The following is a 17,592-nucleotide window of genomic DNA, read 5'->3' as shown; positions in this document are numbered from 1 at the left end:
GAAGATCAATGAAAAAGAAAGCAGGATGGATAAAAATCATTATTGCCATCATTTTAGCAGCAGCTTTTATGCCGGTCTTTGGCTGCGGAGAGGAAACAGGCAGTGCCTCAGCGTTTCATATTTTTTATCTGAATGAAAATAAAAACAGTCTTGTCCCGAAAGCATATGAGCTGAAATCGGACGATACAGAAGGTAAGATTCAGGAGATTATAAAGCGGCTTGAGGCGGATTCTCAGGATGTAGAATATACAAGGCTCTTTTCCGACGATATAAAGATTGAAAAATATGAGTATGAAGACCATATGCTGAAGCTGTATTTTAATAAAAAATATTCTGAAATGAAACCAGTGGAAGAGATTTTATGCAGAGGGGGCATTGCCCGGACATTTTTGCAGCTGGAGGAGATTACAGGGGTTTCCTTTTATGTGGACCGTGTGGCCCTGACCAATGCAAATAACGAAGTGGTAGGGGTTATGACCCGGGACAGTTTTGTGGATAATCCCGGAGAAGAGATTAAGAATGTTCAGGAATCGGACGTTACCTTATATTTTGCCACGGAAAACGGCAGAGGGCTTGTAAAAGAGACTCAGAAGGTGTATTCCAGCAGTAATGTTTCTGTGGAAAAGCTTGTGGTAGAACGCCTTATGGACGGGCCCCAGTCTTCCAATGCGAAACGGACGATCCCGGAAGGAACACAGCTGATTAATGTATCGGTTCTAGAGGGAGTATGCCTGGTAAATTTTGATAAAGGTTTTCTGGTACATGATTTTGAGGTTTCAGAGCCTGTAGTAATTTATTCCATTGTGGATTCCCTGACTGCGCTGCCCTCCATTGACACGGTACAGATTTCTGTAAATGGAGAAACGAATATGATATATCGTGAAAAATACAGCTTATCTGTTCAGTATCAGCAGGATCTAGATCTTGTGACGGAAGAAAATGAAGATGTAAAAATTGTAAATGAAGAAAAGAAGGAGGCGCGTTAAACAGTTGGACAGACGATTTGTCTGCAGTCTTGGGGTTATATTTATAACCGGAATTTTAACAGTCTCTGAGGCGGAGCGGTTTATGATTCCTGGAGGAATTGCTGCTGTAGTTTTTATGAATTATAATTGCAGAAAAGAAAAGTTACGAATGATAGTCAGAAGCGGAATGCTTCTGGCTTTCTTTTGTCTTGGAGCCTTTCGTTATGAGACAGAGTATCTGAAACTTACGAAAATACAGCAGATTGAAGAAGGCACAAATATTCGCTTTAGGGGAACTGTCAAGAAAAAAGAGGTGAAGGGTGAGCAGTTTGCTTACTATTTAAAGAATGCAGAAATTGATACAGAAGATGATACATATCCGGCAAAGCAGATTGTAGTTTATTGGGAAACAGATGAGGTGCCTGCAGGAGCAGAAGTTTTTGGCCAGGGCGGTATGACACAGTTAAGGACCGCCAGAAATCAGGGAGCTTACCATGAAAGAAATTATCAATACAGCATTGGCGTGTCAGCGGTACTTTACCCTGAGGAGCTTAGGGTAAATTCTGTTAAAAAATATTCTCTGCCGGAGGCTTTATACCGGTTAAGAAAACAGATTCGTAATGTATACAGCAGGACGCTGAGTGAAAAGGATGCGGGAATTATGGCAGCTATGGCCCTGGGAGATAAATCTCTTTTGGAAGCATCTGTGAAAGATCTCTATTCGGATTCCGGGATCTCTCATATTCTGGCCATATCCGGATTGCATATCTCTATGATTGGTATGGGAATTTACCGCATTTTAAGAAAACTAATGTTTGGCTATTTTGGAGGAGCCCTCTCCGGCGGAATTGTAGTATGCCTGTTTTGCATTATGAGCGGAGCAGGAATGTCTTCCGTAAGGGCAGGACTGATGTTTTTGCTGTTTTTGGGAGCAGAGATTCTGGGAAGAAGTTATGATTCGTTCTGCGCCCTTTCTGTGTCAGCTCTGTTTCTTTTGTGGGGCAATCCGCAGGCTTTGTGGAATGCAGGATTTTTGTTTTCTTTTCTGGCGGTGCTTGGGGCTGCGGGGCTTGGCCGGCTGTTTCAGAATAATGTTAAACACAGCAGGAAGGACAGCAGAGGTAAATTTAACAATGCCAGTAACATCAGCAATACCGTTAAAAACAGGCTGGCAGGTATTTTTAATACCATAAAAACAAGCAGCTGTATACAGCTGATGACGCTTCCGTTAAATGCCTGCTATTATTATGAGATTCCTCTGTACTCTGTACCTGCCAATGTGCTGATTCTGCCTTTTGCGGGAGTGCTTCTTGCCTTTGGTATTGCCGGCGGGATTTTGGGGGCAGCCGGAATTAAGGTCAGCTGGGTGCTGTTTTTTCCCTGTCACGGAATTCTGCGTTTTTATGAGGGGGTCTGTTTACTGATGCAGAAGCTGCCATATGCAGTATGGATTACAGGAAAGCCCGGACTGCCTGGCATTGGCATTTACTTTCTGCTTCTTGCCATTGCGTCGGCAGTGATTGTATGGCGGCAAAAGCAGAAGGACAAAAAGGGGAATATCAGAAGTAAATATATTCTGGCAGTACCAGGTATTTTTTTACTTTTGCTGCTGGGGCTGCCTGTACCGGGAAGGTTTGAACTGACTTTTCTGGACGTGGGACAGGGAGATGGAATTTTTATCGGAACGAAAGAGGGAAAAAATTTTTTTATAGACGGAGGAAGTACCAGCCAGAAAAATGTAGGAAATTATCAGATTTTATCCTTTTTAAAGTCAAAGAAAGTCAGGCGTATTGATGCATGGTTTGTTTCCCATGGGGATGAGGATCATATCAGCGGTCTTTTAGAAATTTTAGATGGCAGCTATCCGGTAAAACGCCTTGTATTATCTGAGGCTATGCCAGAAGATGAGGCGTGGAAAACACTGACAGGCAGGGCAGCTGCCAGAAATATCCCGGTGACATATATGAAAGGCGGGGACCGGATTTCTACAGAATCCCTGCAGCTTACCTGTCTTGACACAGAAAGTGCTTCTTTGGACAGAAATGAAAAATCTTTGGTTCTTTTTTTGAAATACAAGGATATTTCAGCTCTGCTGACGGGGGATATCGGGGCAGAGCAGGAGCAGCAGCTTGCAAAGCGTTACCGGCTTCCTAAAACTGATATTTTGAAAGCTGCTCACCACGGCTCTAAAGGCTCCAGCTGTGATTTATTTTTAAAGGATATCAATCCCGGCATTACAATTATTTCCTGTGGAGAAAAGAACCGGTACGGCCATCCTCACAAGGAAGCTTTGATGCGTATCAGAAAAGCAAAAAGCCGTATTCTCACCACGGCACAGTCAGGACAGATCACATTTAGCTGTCAAAATGGAGTACTGAAAGCAGAAGGATTTTTAAGAAAATAGGAACAGGCACCTGCGGCAAAGGAAGTGAGGCGGGCTTGTTCCCTTTGGTTTCGTATGCTAAAATGGAGCTATGTTAAAATTAAAAGAAGACTTAAAAAACGGAATCTATAAAAAAGCATATTTATTGTATGGAGAAGAGCGGTATCTTTTGAAGATGTATAAGGATCGCCTGTTAAATACACTGGCAGATCCTTCTGATACCATGAATATTTCAAAATACCAGGGAAAAGGAATTAACCCCAAAGAGATTATTGACCTTGCAGAAACTCTGCCTTTTTTTGCAGAGCGCCGGGTAATACTGGTGGAAAACAGCGGATTTTTTAAACACGCCTGTGATGATCTGGCCGCGTATCTTCCCGACATGCCGGAATCATCTGTGCTGATTTTTGCAGAGGAAGAAGTAGACAAGCGGGGAAAAATGTACAAGGCTGTTCATAAGATCGGCGGGACGGCAGAATTTCGAGTCCAGAGAGATGAAGTTCTGGCAAAATGGATTCTGCAGAATCTGAAAAAAGAGAATAAAAAGATTACCGGAAATGTACTGCAGCAGTTTATGGCCCAGGCAGGAACTTCCATGGAAAACATAGAACGGGAGCTTGAAAAGCTGATCTGCTATACCTGGGGAAGAGATGTCATTGAGGCGGAAGATGTGGCAGCTGTCTGCTGCGGACAGACTACCAATCAGATTTTTGCAATGGTAGATGCTATTGCCAAAAAAGAGCAGAAACAGGCTCTGGATTTATATTATGACCTTGTTGCGTTAAAGGAGCCTCCCATGCGGATTTTGTTTTTGATTGTCCGGCAGTTTCAGATTCTTCTGCAGGTGAAAACACTGGCGAAAAAAGGATATGACAATCGGACTATTGCGAAAAAAGCAGGAGTGCCGGAATTTGCTCTGAAGAAAAATATTCAGCAGGCAAAGAACTTTAATCTTGAGCAGGTAATGGAAGCCATAAAGGCCGGAATACAGGCGGAAGAAGATGTGAAAACCGGGCGGATGGGAGATCAGCTGGCAGTAGAATTGCTGATTGTAACCTGCAGCGGGAAATAGGCGCATTTTAGATGCAGTGAGAATATGGGAAACAAAAAAAGGCAGCTGACTGACGGGATCAACTGCCTTTTTTGGTGATAGGAAGTTCTTTAAACTCCCCTGTAATGCTTAAAATTAAGCCATTGTATTTACTAATTTAGCTAAACGAGCTACTTTTCTAGAAGCATTGTTTTTATGATAAACACCTTTGGATGCTGCTTTATTGATTTCAGATGTTGCAGCAGCTAAAGCTGTCTGTGCATCATCTTTATTTCCAGCAACAACAGCTGCTTCTACTTTTTTCATAGCAGTCTTTACTGCTGAACGGATAGATTTATTTCTTTCTGTTTTAGTAGCTGTAACTAAAATTCTTTTCTTTGCTGATTTAATGTTAGCCAATCTGTACACCTCCCATGCTTGGAATATCGTTTGATTGTTTCATTAAAGCCGGACACGGACGTTCTAATGTAAACATACTCATATATGATAATTCACGTTATTCTAAATGTCAATACATATTTCCCTTATTTTTGCGAAAAATAATGAAAAATCACAGCATTGTGAAAGGAGAAGGGGAAATTATGAATCAGGTCAGAACGGATCTTGCACTGGAGGAAAATGAACGGATCCAGGAAAAGCAGGAGGAAACAAAAGGGGTACGGGTGGAAGAGTCTTATATAGAAAAGGATGATATCAGAATTACAACGGTACACATTGAGACTGAAAATGCGGCAAAGCAGATGGGAAAGCCAAAGGGAGTTTATGTAACCTTAGAAGCATCCGCCATGAGCCAGCCGGATGAGAGAGGACACAGGGAAGTATCCATTCAGCTGTCGGAGGTTTTAAAGAAAATGATTCCCGATAAAAACAAGGAAAAGCTGTCCGTGCTGATTGCAGGTCTCGGGAACCGTATGGTAACGCCAGATGCCCTTGGTCCTCAGACTGTGGACCACCTCTGTATTACAAGACATATGATCAAAGAATTTGGACATTATGCCTATGAGGATCCGGATACCCCTTATATCAGCAGTATTGTTCCCGGGGTTATGGGACAGACCGGAATGGAAACCGTCGAAATAATCCAGGGAATTGTAGAAAATATAAAACCTGATGTACTGATTGTCATTGATGCACTGGCGGCCAGAAGCGCCAGACGTCTTGGACGAACCATACAGATTACTGATACAGGGATTAATCCGGGGTCTGGAGTTGGCAATCACCGCAATAGTATTACAAGAGATACCATCGGGATTCCGGTGATAGCTATCGGCATACCTACAGTTGTGGAGGCGGTGACCATTGTTAATGATTCTATGAGCAGCTTAGTGGACGCCCTGGCGGAGTCAGAATCCATGCGGGTGCTGAGCAGTTCCTGGAATGCATTAAATGAAGCAGAACAAAAAGATCTGGTGCGGGAATTATTGTCTCCTCAGCTGAATAATATGTTTGTGACACCGAAAGATATTGATGCTTCCATTAATCAGATGAGTTTTACCGTTGCGGAAGGGTTAAATATGGCTTTTTTGGGACAGGTGTCATAATTTCAAAAATTCACTCATATATTAAATAATGGTGACCAGTTGATAAACCAAACATGAGTGTGAGATGGGGAAATGAATGAAGCGACAAAAATATTGGAGAAAAAAATACCATATAAATCAAAAAAAAGCCGCAAAAAAGCTGTTATGCAGTATAGCAGCTTTTTTGTGTATGTTAATTTTAGTGACCAGGTTTGAGTTCGGAGAGTTCTTTCAGAATATTAAGTATGAAACCTGTTTTTCCATGTTCCAGAATATATCACCTGCTTTAGCAGCAGAGAATCCACTGTATACAGAGACAGCAGCAGAAACTATCTATAAAACCCAGACAGAAAGCGATCTGGATTACGAGACAATTCTCGCCCAGGAAGCGGCGTCTGAAAATGAAGCGGCGGTTTCCGAGGAAACTGTAATAGAAGAAAACGAAAAAAGCAGTAAAAAAGATCAGCCTGTTACTATATCCAAAGATAAATTAAAGGATTTTGACTACCTGCTTCAGAAATTTTATACAGTGGATAAAACCACAACGATTAAGAGCTCTCAGCTGAATGCAGATAGTCTGCTGAAAAAAGACTGTAAATTATCTCAGGATAATTCAAAACCCCAGATTCTGATTTATCATACCCATTCCCTGGAAGGGTATAAAGACAGCAAGAGTGGTGATCTGTCCACCACGGTAGTAGGAGTGGGAGATTATTTGACGAAACTTCTGAAAGAGAAATATGGCTACAATGTGATTCATGACCGGGGAACGTATGACAAGGACCGGGATAATGCCTATTCGGTGGCCGGGCCGGCGCTGGAAAAAATTCTGGCCAAAAATCCAAGTATTGAAGTTGTCATTGACCTTCACCGGGACGGGGTAAATGGAAATACGAAACTGGTGACAGAGACCAATGGAAAGAAAATGGCTCAGGTTATGTTTTTTAATGGTTTAAGCCGCACCACTGCGGTGGGGGATATCGACTATTTACATAATCCGTATATTGCGGATAACCTTGCTTTCTCCTTTCAGCTGCAGCTTCAGGCCACCCAGCAATATCCGGGATTTGCAAGAAAGATTTATTTAAAAGGATATCGGTATAATATGCATTACCGTCCAAAATCACTTCTGGTGGAAGTGGGTGCCCAGACAAATACGCTGCAGGAAGCGAAAAACGCCATGGAACCCTTAGCAGAGGTGCTTGACAGCGTTCTTTCCGGTGAGAATTAGCCTTTACAAATAAAATCTACACATGCTATACTAGCTCTGATTAAAATGAGTTTGACGGCGGCCTGGCTGCCGGTTGAGAAAGCAGAGGGATGAAACTGTGATAGATCAGAGTAAAATCAGAAATTTTTGTATTATAGCCCATATTGACCATGGAAAGTCCACGCTGGCAGACCGGATTATAGAAAAAACAGGACTGCTCACCAGCCGGGAGATGCAGGCGCAGGTGCTTGATAATATGGAGCTGGAGCGGGAGAGAGGAATTACCATCAAGGCCCAGACTGTCCGGATTATCTATAAAGCCAGAGACGGGGAAGAATATATTTTTAACCTGATTGACACACCGGGGCATGTGGACTTCAACTATGAGGTGTCAAGAAGTCTTGCAGCCTGTGACGGCGCCATTCTTGTGGTGGATGCGGCCCAGGGGGTAGAGGCCCAGACACTGGCCAATGTGTATCTGGCGCTGGATCATGATCTGGATGTCATGCCTGTCATTAATAAAATTGATCTGCCCAGTGCAGAGCCCCAGCGTGTTATTGATGAGATTGAGGATGTTATCGGCCTTGAAGCCCAGGATGCCCCGCTGATTTCCGCAAAAACAGGTTTGAATATTGATGAGGTGTTAGAGCAGATCGTAACAAAGATTCCGGCTCCTGCCGGGGATCCAAAAGCGCCTCTTCAGGCGTTGATTTTTGATTCCCTGTATGATTCTTATAAAGGCGTCATTGTCTTTTGCCGGATCAAGGAAGGGACGGTAAAAGCCGGGACTCCTATTAAAATGATGGCCACAGGAGCCAGTGCAGATGTGGTAGAGGTAGGATATTTTGGAGCGGGACAGTTTATTCCCTGTGAAGAGCTGTCTGCAGGCATGGTTGGATATATTACTGCCAGTCTGAAAAACGTGAAAGATACTCAGGTGGGGGATACGATTACCAATAGAAAAGAGCCCTGCAGCCAGCCTCTTCCCGGGTATAAAAAAGTAAATCCTATGGTTTACTGCGGACTGTATCCTGCAGACGGGGCCAAGTATCCGGATCTTAGAGACGCTCTGGAGAAACTTCAGTTAAATGATGCGTCTTTACAGTTTGAACCGGAGACATCAATTGCCCTGGGATTTGGTTTCCGGTGCGGATTTTTAGGACTGCTGCATCTGGAAATTATCCAGGAGCGTCTGGAGCGGGAATATAATTTGGATCTTGTAACCACTGCTCCGGGGGTAGTGTATAAAGTTCATAAAACCGATGGCACGGTCATAGAGCTGACCAATCCCTCCAATCTTCCGGATCCTTCGGAAATAGATTTTATGGAGGAGCCCATGGTTTCGGCGGAAATTATGGTAACCAGCGAATATATCGGTGCTATTATGGATTTGTGCCAGGAGCGCAGAGGCATTTACTTAAGTATGGAATATATGGAAGAAACCCGTGCGCTGATCAAATATGATCTGCCGTTAAATGAGATCATTTACGATTTCTTTGACGCGCTGAAATCCAGGTCCAGAGGGTATGCATCTTTTGATTATGAGATGAAAGGCTATGCCAAGTCAGAACTTGTAAAGCTGGACATCCTTATAAATAAAGAAGAAGTAGATGCTTTGTCCTTTATTGTATTTTCAGGAAGCGCCTATGAGCGCGGCAGAAAGATGTGCGAGAAATTAAAAGAGGAAATTCCCCGTCATTTATTTGAGATACCCATCCAGGCTGCGGTAGGCGGCAAAGTCATCGCCAGAGAAACAGTAAAGGCCATGCGAAAAGATGTACTTGCAAAATGCTATGGCGGAGATATCAGCCGAAAACGAAAACTTCTGGAAAAACAGAAGGAAGGAAAGAAGCGGATGCGTCAGATCGGAAATGTGGAAATTCCCCAGAAGGCATTTATGAGCGTTTTGAAGCTGGATGATAAATAGAAGGGATGACATTGAAAAAGTTAGAATTGTATGTACACATTCCATTTTGTGTGCAGAAATGCTCGTACTGTGATTTTTTATCTATGCCTGCAGACAGTTTGGTGAAGCAGGCATATGTGCGGCGGCTGAAAGAGGAAATTAAAAAAAAGGCCGGGAAATATAAAGACAGAAAGGTATGTTCTGTCTTTTTTGGAGGCGGAACGCCGTCGATTCTTCCCACGGGAGATATCAGAGGAATCCTGGATTGTCTGAGAGAAAATTTTTTTCTGGACCGGGAAGCTGAGATAACGGTTGAGTGTAATCCGGGAACCCTGGATGCCGGGAAACTGAAAAGTTATAAACATGCAGGGGTAAACCGGCTGAGCATGGGACTGCAGTCAGCTGAAAATAAGGAGCTGAAGCTCCTTGGAAGAATCCATACGTATGAAGATTTTCTGGAAAGTTTTGACTGTGCAAGAAAATGCGGATTTCATAATATTAATGTAGATCTTATGTCGGCCCTTCCAAGGCAGACATTGCAAAGCTGGGAGCGGACTCTTAAAAAAGTGGTTTCTTTAAAACCGGAGCATATTTCCGCTTACAGTCTGATCATTGAGGAAGGTACGCCATTTTATAAAATATATGGCTATGATGATGAGACCAGACAAAAGGGCGGACAGCCTTTGTTTCTGCCCACAGAAGAAGAGGAGCGGGAAATGTACCGTTTTACAAGAGAATTTTTGGCTGAGAAGGGATATGAACGGTATGAAATATCCAATTATGCCAAACCCGGCAGACAGTGTATCCATAATATAGGATACTGGAACCGGACAGATTACCTAGGCCTTGGAATCGGTGCATCTTCTCTGATTGATAACTGCAGGTTTGCCAATGAGGGCAGTCTTTCTTCCTATTTAGATGGCACCATTGGGGAAGAGGAACCTCAGAAACTGACCAAACAGGAACAGATGGAAGAATTTATGTTTCTGGGGCTGCGTTTGATGCAGGGAGTTTCCGGGGCGGATTTTTTGAAACATTTTTCCGTCAGCCTTAAAAATGTTTATGGTGAAGTGCTTCAAAAGCTTGAGGGAGAGCGGCTGCTAGAAGAGCACCAGGGAATGATTCGTCTTACGGAACAGGGAATTGATATCAGCAACTATGTATTTTCACAGTTTTTAATGGAAGAGTAATATGATAAAAGCAGTATTATTTGATATGGACGGTGTGGTGCTGGATACGGAAAAACTGTATACCAGGTTTTGGAATGTGGCTATTGAGGAATGCGGGTATTCGGTGACCTTAGAACAGCTGCTGCATTTAAGGAGTCTGGGGATAGAATATGCCCCTGCTTATTTTAAAGAGATTCTAGGAACTGATAAGGACGCTGAAAAAATCCGGATGGTCCGCAGGAAGAGAATGAAGGAATATACAGATAAATATGGAATAGAAGCAAAGCCCGGCGTTGGTGAAACTGTCAGCCGGCTGAACAAAATGGGAATAAAAACAGCAATTGCCACTGCCAGTGACAAAACCCGGGCGGAAGAATTTTTAAAGCAGACAGGGGTATATTCGCTGTTTGACCGGATTTTGACTACTTCTATGGTAAAGCATGGGAAACCCCAGCCGGATATTTATCTGTCAGCCTGTGAACAGCTTGGGATTGCTCCAGAGGAGGCCATGGCTGTGGAGGATTCGGATAACGGAGCGCTATCTGCCATTCGGGCAGGATGCAGAACTGTCGTTGTTGTAGATCTGGCTTTGCCCAAAGAAGAGATTGTACCAATGCTGTATGGTGTTGCCCAGACACTGCCTGAAATTTTAAATTATTTATAGTATATTAATAGGAACAGGAATCCGAAAAAGCCGGGTTCTTGTTTTATTATAGGAAAGTTTCCAAACTTCCTGACAGCATAAGCATACACTTTGGGTGGCGGCGGGTACTGGTGCAAAGTGCAGTCGTCTATCGTATAGTTAAATCACTGAGAAAATTTTAAAACTTTAAAAAATAGTGTTGACAATGCTATTTGTTGGTGCTACATTATGTACAGAACATATTAGCACTCTAATTTAATGAGTGCTAACAAGAACAGGGAGGTCCGGAATGAATGAATTGGATGAAAGAAAAACAAAAATTTTGAATGCAATTATCCGGACATATCTGCAGACCGGGGAGCCGGTTGGGTCTAGAACCATTTCAAAATATTCGGATCTGAGTTTGAGTTCAGCTACCATTCGAAATGAAATGTCTGATTTAGAAGAGTTAGGATACATTGTACAGCCCCACACATCTGCCGGCAGGGTTCCCTCTGACAAAGGTTATCGTTTTTATGTAGATAATCTGATGCTGGAAAAGGAGCGGGAAGTTACAGAGATGAAAGCCTTTGTGATTGAGCGCACCGAGAAGATGGAGCAGGTGTTGAAGCAGGTGGCCAAAATGCTGGCGGCAAATACTAATTATGCCACAATGATTTCTGCGCCTCAGGTTCACAGTGGAAAAGTGAAATTTATCCAGCTTTCAGCTGTGGATGAGACACAGGTTCTAGCGGTGATTGTTCTTGACAATAATATTGTGAAAAACCGGATGATTCAGATAGATGAGCTCCTTGATAACGAGGCGATGTTAAAGCTGAATATTTTATTAAACAGCAGCTTGAACGGTCTGATGCTGGAACAGATTAATCTGGCTACGATTTCCAGATTAAAAGAACAGGCCGGCATCCACAGCCATATCGTCAATGATATTCTGGACGCAGTGGCTGAGGCCATACGGGAGGATGAGGAGCTAGAAGTATATACCAGCGGAGCAACCAACATCTTTAAGTATCCGGAGTTAAGCGATTCTCAGAAGGCAAGCGAGCTGATTTCCGCATTTGAGGAAAAACAGGAACTGAAAGATTTCCTTGCGGAAACGATGTCAGGTGAGGAAAATACAGGGATACAGATATATATTGGAAATGAAAGCCCCATTCAGAAAATGCGTGACTGCAGTGTAGTTACCGCTACCTATGAATTGGGAGAAGGAATCCAGGGAACCATCGGTATTGTAGGACCGAAGCGGATGGATTATGAGAATGTGGTAGATAATCTAAAAACTCTGAAAGTTCAGCTGGATGAAATGTTTAAAAAATCGAAGGATGAGTAGACGGAAAGGAGAAGTCCGATGGCAATGAATGAACAGAATCTGGAAACAGAGGAAGTAAAAGACAACATGCAGGAAGAAGCTGCCGGCTGTGAGACAAAAGAAGAAGCGTGTGCACAGGCCGATACACAAGATGCAGCACAGGAAGCTGTGAAAGAAGAGGAAACAGAACAAGGGGATAAAAAAGAAAGAAAATTCCGTAAAGATAAAAAAGAAAAAAAGGATAAAAAAGATCTTCAGATTGAAGAACTTACAGATAAAGTGAAGCGTCAGATGGCAGAGTTTGATAACTTCCGTAAAAGAACAGAAAAAGAAAAATCCCAGATGTTTGAGACCGGTGCCAGAAATATCATTGAAAAGATTCTGCCGGTTGTAGATAACTTTGAAAGAGGTCTTGCTGCTGTACCGGAGGAAGAAAAAGAGAATCCATTTATAGATGGTATGGAAAAGATTTACAAACAGATGATGACGGTTTTAGAAGAAGCCGGGGTCTCAGTGATTGAGACAGAGGGAAAAGAATTTGATCCGAATCTTCACAATGCGGTAATGCATATTGATGATGAAAACTTCGGTGAAAATATAATTGCTGAAGAATTCCAGAAAGGTTATATGTATCGGGATTCTGTCGTAAGACACAGCATGGTTAAGGTTGCCAACTAATTTAAAGATAGAATTGATTGAAACAGGAGGAATTTATTATGAGTAAAATCATTGGTATTGACTTAGGAACAACAAACAGCTGCGTAGCAGTTATGGAAGGCGGTAAACCGGTAGTTATCGCAAATACAGAAGGTGCAAGAACAACACCATCCGTAGTAGCATTTACAAAAACAGGTGAAAGACTGGTAGGTGAGCCGGCAAAACGTCAGGCTGTAACAAACGCAGAGAAAACAATCTCATCCATCAAAAGAGAGATGGGTACAGATTACAAAAAAGAGATTGAAGGAAAGAAGTATTCTCCTCAGGAAATCTCTGCAATGATTCTTCAGAAATTAAAAGCAGATGCAGAGAATTATCTTGGAGAAAAAGTATCAGAGGCAGTTATTACTGTTCCTGCATATTTTAACGATGCTCAGCGTCAGGCTACAAAAGACGCAGGTAAAATTGCCGGACTGGAAGTAAAACGTATTATCAACGAGCCTACAGCAGCAGCCCTTGCATATGGACTGGACAATGAAAAAGAACAGAAAATCATGGTTTATGACTTAGGCGGCGGTACCTTCGATGTTTCTATTATTGAAATCGGCGAGGGTGTAATCGAAGTATTATCCACATCCGGTGATAATAAACTGGGCGGCGATGATTTCGATCAGAAAATTACAGATTATATGCTGGCTGAGTTTAAGAAACAGGAAGGCGTGGATTTGTCCACAGATAAGATGGCGCTTCAGAGACTGAAAGAAGCGGCTGAGAAAGCGAAAAAAGAACTTTCTTCTGCAACTACAACAAACATCAACCTTCCGTTTATTACAGCTACATCTGAAGGTCCGAAACATTTTGATATGAACCTGACAAGAGCAAAATTTGACGAGCTGACACATGATCTGGTAGAAAGAACAGCAGCACCGGTTCAGAACGCATTAAGAGATGCAGGGCTGACAACTGCTGACCTTGGCCAGGTACTGCTGGTAGGTGGTTCTACACGTATTCCTGCTGTTCAGGATAAGGTAAAACAGCTGACAGGCAAAGAGCCCAGCAAATCATTAAATCCTGATGAATGTGTTGCATTGGGAGCATCTATCCAGGGCGGTAAGCTTGCAGGTGATGCAGGTGCCGGTGAAATCTTACTGTTGGATGTAACTCCATTATCTCTCTCCATTGAAACAATGGGCGGTGTAGCAACAAGACTGATTGAGAGAAATACAACAATTCCTACAAAGAAAAGCCAGATTTTCTCTACAGCAGCAGATAATCAGACAGCAGTAGATATCAACGTTGTACAGGGCGAGCGTCAGTTTGCAAGAGACAACAAATCTCTAGGACAGTTCCGTCTGGACGGAATCCCTCCAGCACGCCGTGGAGTACCTCAGATTGAAGTTACCTTTGATATTGATGCCAACGGTATCGTAAATGTATCTGCAAAAGATCTTGGAACAGGAAAAGAGCAGCATATTACCATTACAGCCGGTTCTAATATGTCTGATGAAGATATTGATAAAGCAGTAAAAGAAGCTGCAGAATTTGAAGCTCAGGATAAGAAGAGAAAAGAAGCAATTGATGCAAGAAATGATGCGGATTCCTTTGTATTCCAGACAGAAAAAGCGCTGGAAGAAGTCGGTACAGGGGTTTCTGACGGGGACAAAGCAGAAGTACAGGCTGATCTGGATGCTTTAAAAGCTCTTCTGGAGGCACATCCGGATGCAGAGCAGATGACAGATGCAGAAATTGATGAGCTGAAAGCTGCAAAAGAAAAACTGATGAACAGCGCTCAGAAGGTTTTCCAGAAAATGTATGAGCAGGCTCAGGCTGCCCAGGGCGCTCAGGGAGCTGCCGGTCAGGGTGCAGGTCCGGATATGGGTGGATATAACCAGGCAGGTCCGGACGACGACGTGGTAGACGCAGATTACAAAGAGGTATAATAAACTTAGATTCATTTGGAAAGGGGCTCTGAAATTATTTCAGCCTCTTTCCTGTTGTAAGAGGGAATTCATATGGCAGAACAGAAAAGAGATTATTATGAGGTTCTTGGCGTTGACCGCGGAGCTGATGATGCCGCAATTAAAAAAGCGTACAGACAGCTGGCAAAAAAATATCATCCGGATATGAATCCGGGAGATAAAGAGGCTGAAAAGAAATTTAAAGAAGCCTCCGAAGCCTATGCTGTACTCAGTGATGCCGATAAGAGACGGCAGTATGACCAGTTTGGCCACGCGGCATTTGAGGGCGGAGCAGGCGGTGCAGGAGCAGGCGGCTTTGATTTTTCCGGTATGGATATGGGAGATATCTTCGGGGATATTTTTGGAGATTTCTTTGGAGGCGGCTCTAGACGTCAGGCAAATAACGGCCCCATGAAGGGCGCTAATATACGTACCAGTGTGAGAATTACATTTGAGGAAGCGGTATTTGGCTGTGAGAAGGAAATCGAGCTTGTTTTAAAGGATGAGTGTGAGACCTGTCACGGCACAGGTGCAAAACCGGGAACCTCTCCGGAGACCTGTCCAAAATGCGGCGGCAAGGGTAAAGTTGTATTTTCCCAGCAGTCATTGTTTGGTATGGTACAGAATGTACAGACCTGTCCGGACTGCGGCGGCAAAGGGAAAATTGTACGGGATAAATGTACAAACTGCCGGGGAACCGGATATGTTTCCAGTAAGAAAAAAATTAAGGTCAGCATTCCGGCCGGTATTGATCACGGCCAGAGCGTACGGATTCGTGATAAAGGAGAGCCGGGAATCAACGGCGGACCAAGAGGAGATCTGCTGGTAGAAGTAGTAGTATCCAGACATCCGGTATTCCAGAGACAGGATATGAACATTTATTCTACTGCACCCATTTCCTTTGCTCAGGCGGCATTGGGCGGGGAAGCCAGAATCAGCACCATTGACGGAGATATTATTTATGAGGTGAAACCGGGAACTCAGACAGACACCCGGATTCGTCTGAAAGGAAAAGGCGTGCCTTCTCTGAGAAATAAAAATATCAGAGGAGATCATTATGTAACACTGGTGGTACAGGTTCCAACAGGATTGAATGCGGAAGCAAAGGAAGCTCTGCGGGCATTTGACGCAGTCAGCGGAAATTCCTTAAAATCAGGTTCGGGAAGTGAGGAGAAGACTTCCAGACATAAGAAAAAAGGATTTTTTAATAAGGACAAAGAATAAAAAGAAAGACAGGACATGGATTTTCTATGATAAAAATCTATGTTCTGTCTTTTACTATATTGCTTATGTATTCTGACTGTATTCATCACTCTGGATAAAGGTGTTAAACTCTTTTTTGAATATCGGAATAGAAGGATTTGGACTGTGCTTTTTCCATACCAGATTCAGTGCGATAGAGCAGGATTCATCTTCTAGAGGCAGTACGCAAAGTCCCGCCGCCATAAACTTCAGATGGGATGGTATAATGAAAATTCCTTCGTTGATACTTGCAAAAAAGAATGCGGTTTCCATATTGGGAGTTTCCCGGGCAATATTGTAATGGGCATTTGCTTTTTTAAACAGCTGTTTGTGAAAATCATGAGCCAGAGGATTGGTCTGCTGGGAAAACGCAATAATGGGGATTCCCGACAAATCCTGTAGTGACAGACTTGTCTTTTGCGCTAGGGGATGAGCAGGATTTACAACAGCCATCAGCCGGTCTGTAAGAATCGTCTCGCTTTCCAGGCCGGAGAAGAAAGAACGGTCCACATGAGTGACAAAAGCGATATCAATGGCATCCTCATTCAGATTCTTAGTAAGAGTATCAATGTCGTTACATTGAAAGGTAAGTTTAATCTGTGGATGAGTTGCAGCAAATGTTGTAACAAAATGAGAAAGAAAGGGCTGGACAGCGGCGCCCAAAAAACCGATGGTAAGCTGTCCGGTTGTATTTGAAGACGCTTCCTTTACAAGGTCTAAGGCATGCTGATAACGGTTTACGATTTCTTTGGCTTCCTGGAAAAACAGTTCACCTATGGGCGTCAGATATACATTATGAGTATCTCTGATAAACAGCTGTGCATCCAGTGTGTTTTCAAGATCATGAATATGGCGGCTTAGAGCCGGCTGGGTTAAATAAAGCTGATTTGCCGCTTTGCTGTAATTAAGATGGGTAGCCAGTACGATAAATTCATTTAATCTGTTAATGTCCATATGTATAGCTCCTTTTATGAATAAATATAAAACAACAGTTTATCTTCAGGATTTAAGCTGCTGATGATAGGAGAGCGTGGTGTTAAGAAACATGCCGATAATTTCTGACAGGTTATCCGGATGATTTTTTAGAAAGGAATCATTCAGTTCCTGAAAAAAACCATGTATCAGCTTATGAAAATTTTCTGCCTGCCTCCGACCTTCCGCTGTAAGATAAATAAGGGATGTCCGGTTATCGTTAGGGACCGCCTCTTTGTATACAAAATGTGCTTTTTCAAGATTTCTGACAGATACGGAAAGGCTTGGCATACCAAGTTTCGTAAGTTCGGCCAGTTTTTTCAGAGAAATACCCTCCTCTGTCATAAGGACTGTAAGAATACGGGGCTGTCCGCTGTAAAGAGATGTCTTTTGGCAGATCAGCCGTTCCAATTTGTCAAATTCATTCATAAAAGAAAAAAAGGTATCTCCATATTCAAATTTTTGTGTCTGCATAATCAGATTGCCTCGGTTTTGTAATTTCTCTATTAGTAGTTGTATAAAAGATAATAAATTCGTATACAAAATATCTCATATATTGTGCAATAAGTCAATACATGTTCTTGACAAAAAGCAAAATTTTCCATAT

At 42.8% G+C, this 17,592-nt stretch carries 15 protein-coding genes; 12 read left to right on the top strand and 3 right to left on the bottom strand.

Annotation, left to right across the window (positions count from 1 at the left end; genetic code table 11):
* The first annotated feature begins 8 nt into the window (after nt 1–8).
* The 3 genes from OCV88_RS13980 (at nt 9) to holA (ending at nt 4,420) form a co-directional block, all read left to right on the top strand.
* Nucleotides 9–986, top strand: a complete 978-nt coding sequence (locus OCV88_RS13980; RefSeq protein WP_158426064.1) for a GerMN domain-containing protein — start codon at nt 9–11, stop codon at nt 984–986.
* 4 nt (nt 987–990) lie between these two features.
* Complete coding sequence (locus OCV88_RS13975; protein ID WP_262591369.1) at nt 991–3,369, top strand: DNA internalization-related competence protein ComEC/Rec2; 2,379 nt, start codon at nt 991–993, stop codon at nt 3,367–3,369.
* Between the two features lie 70 nt (nt 3,370–3,439).
* Nucleotides 3,440–4,420 (top strand): DNA polymerase III subunit delta, encoded by a 981-nt coding sequence (gene holA / locus OCV88_RS13970; protein ID WP_158426062.1) that lies wholly within the window; start codon nt 3,440–3,442, stop codon nt 4,418–4,420.
* A gap of 114 nt (nt 4,421–4,534) precedes the next feature.
* On the opposite strand, the gene rpsT is transcribed toward holA, so the two are convergent.
* Nucleotides 4,535–4,798 (bottom strand): 30S ribosomal protein S20, encoded by a 264-nt coding sequence (rpsT, locus tag OCV88_RS13965; protein WP_158426061.1) that lies wholly within the window; start codon nt 4,796–4,798, stop codon nt 4,535–4,537.
* Nucleotides 4,799–4,980: 182 nt separating this feature from the next.
* On the opposite strand from rpsT, the gene gpr reads away from it, so the two are divergent.
* The 9 genes from gpr to dnaJ all read left to right on the top strand — a co-directional run bounded on the left by gpr (nt 4,981) and on the right by dnaJ (nt 15,995).
* Entirely contained in the window at nt 4,981–5,940 is a 960-nt protein-coding gene (gpr, locus tag OCV88_RS13960) for a GPR endopeptidase (RefSeq protein ID WP_158426060.1), read from the top strand.
* A gap of 169 nt (nt 5,941–6,109) precedes the next feature.
* A complete protein-coding gene (spoIIP, locus tag OCV88_RS13955) occupies nt 6,110–7,150 on the top strand; it encodes a stage II sporulation protein P (protein ID WP_262591366.1) in 1,041 nt (346 codons plus the stop codon).
* 97 nt (nt 7,151–7,247) lie between these two features.
* Entirely contained in the window at nt 7,248–9,056 is a 1,809-nt protein-coding gene (gene lepA / locus OCV88_RS13950) for a translation elongation factor 4 (protein WP_158426058.1), read from the top strand.
* Between the two features lie 5 nt (nt 9,057–9,061).
* The gene (gene hemW / locus OCV88_RS13945) at nt 9,062–10,225 is read left to right on the top strand and encodes a radical SAM family heme chaperone HemW (protein ID WP_158426057.1); all 1,164 of its coding nucleotides are present in this window, start codon (nt 9,062–9,064) and stop codon (nt 10,223–10,225) included.
* 1 nt (nt 10,226) lies between these two features.
* Complete coding sequence (locus OCV88_RS13940) at nt 10,227–10,868, top strand: HAD family hydrolase (RefSeq protein WP_158426056.1); 642 nt, start codon at nt 10,227–10,229, stop codon at nt 10,866–10,868.
* A 268-nt stretch (nt 10,869–11,136) separates the two neighbouring features.
* Entirely contained in the window at nt 11,137–12,177 is a 1,041-nt protein-coding gene (gene hrcA, locus OCV88_RS13935; RefSeq protein WP_158426055.1) for a heat-inducible transcriptional repressor HrcA, read from the top strand.
* 18 nt (nt 12,178–12,195) lie between these two features.
* Nucleotides 12,196–12,834: a nucleotide exchange factor GrpE gene (gene grpE, locus OCV88_RS13930; RefSeq protein ID WP_330671978.1), complete on the top strand. Its 639-nt coding sequence runs from the start codon at nt 12,196–12,198 to the stop codon at nt 12,832–12,834.
* A 38-nt stretch (nt 12,835–12,872) separates the two neighbouring features.
* Nucleotides 12,873–14,753 (top strand): molecular chaperone DnaK, encoded by a 1,881-nt coding sequence (gene dnaK, locus OCV88_RS13925; protein ID WP_158426054.1) that lies wholly within the window; start codon nt 12,873–12,875, stop codon nt 14,751–14,753.
* Nucleotides 14,754–14,825: 72 nt separating this feature from the next.
* Entirely contained in the window at nt 14,826–15,995 is a 1,170-nt protein-coding gene (gene dnaJ / locus OCV88_RS13920) for a molecular chaperone DnaJ (RefSeq protein WP_158426053.1), read from the top strand.
* Between the two features lie 63 nt (nt 15,996–16,058).
* Here the strand turns inward: dnaJ and OCV88_RS13915 are convergent, their stop codons facing one another.
* Nucleotides 16,059–16,967: a LysR family transcriptional regulator gene (locus tag OCV88_RS13915; RefSeq protein WP_158426052.1), complete on the bottom strand. Its 909-nt coding sequence runs from the start codon at nt 16,965–16,967 to the stop codon at nt 16,059–16,061.
* 45 nt (nt 16,968–17,012) lie between these two features.
* A complete protein-coding gene (locus OCV88_RS13910; protein ID WP_158426051.1) occupies nt 17,013–17,459 on the bottom strand; it encodes a MarR family winged helix-turn-helix transcriptional regulator in 447 nt (148 codons plus the stop codon).
* Nucleotides 17,460–17,592 lie beyond the last annotated feature (133 nt).

This window comes from Brotonthovivens ammoniilytica (genome assembly GCF_025566885.1).
GTDB classification, from domain to species: Bacteria; Bacillota; Clostridia; order Lachnospirales; family Lachnospiraceae; genus Brotonthovivens; species Brotonthovivens ammoniilytica.
This window is presented reverse-complemented; position numbering and strand designations above follow the sequence as displayed.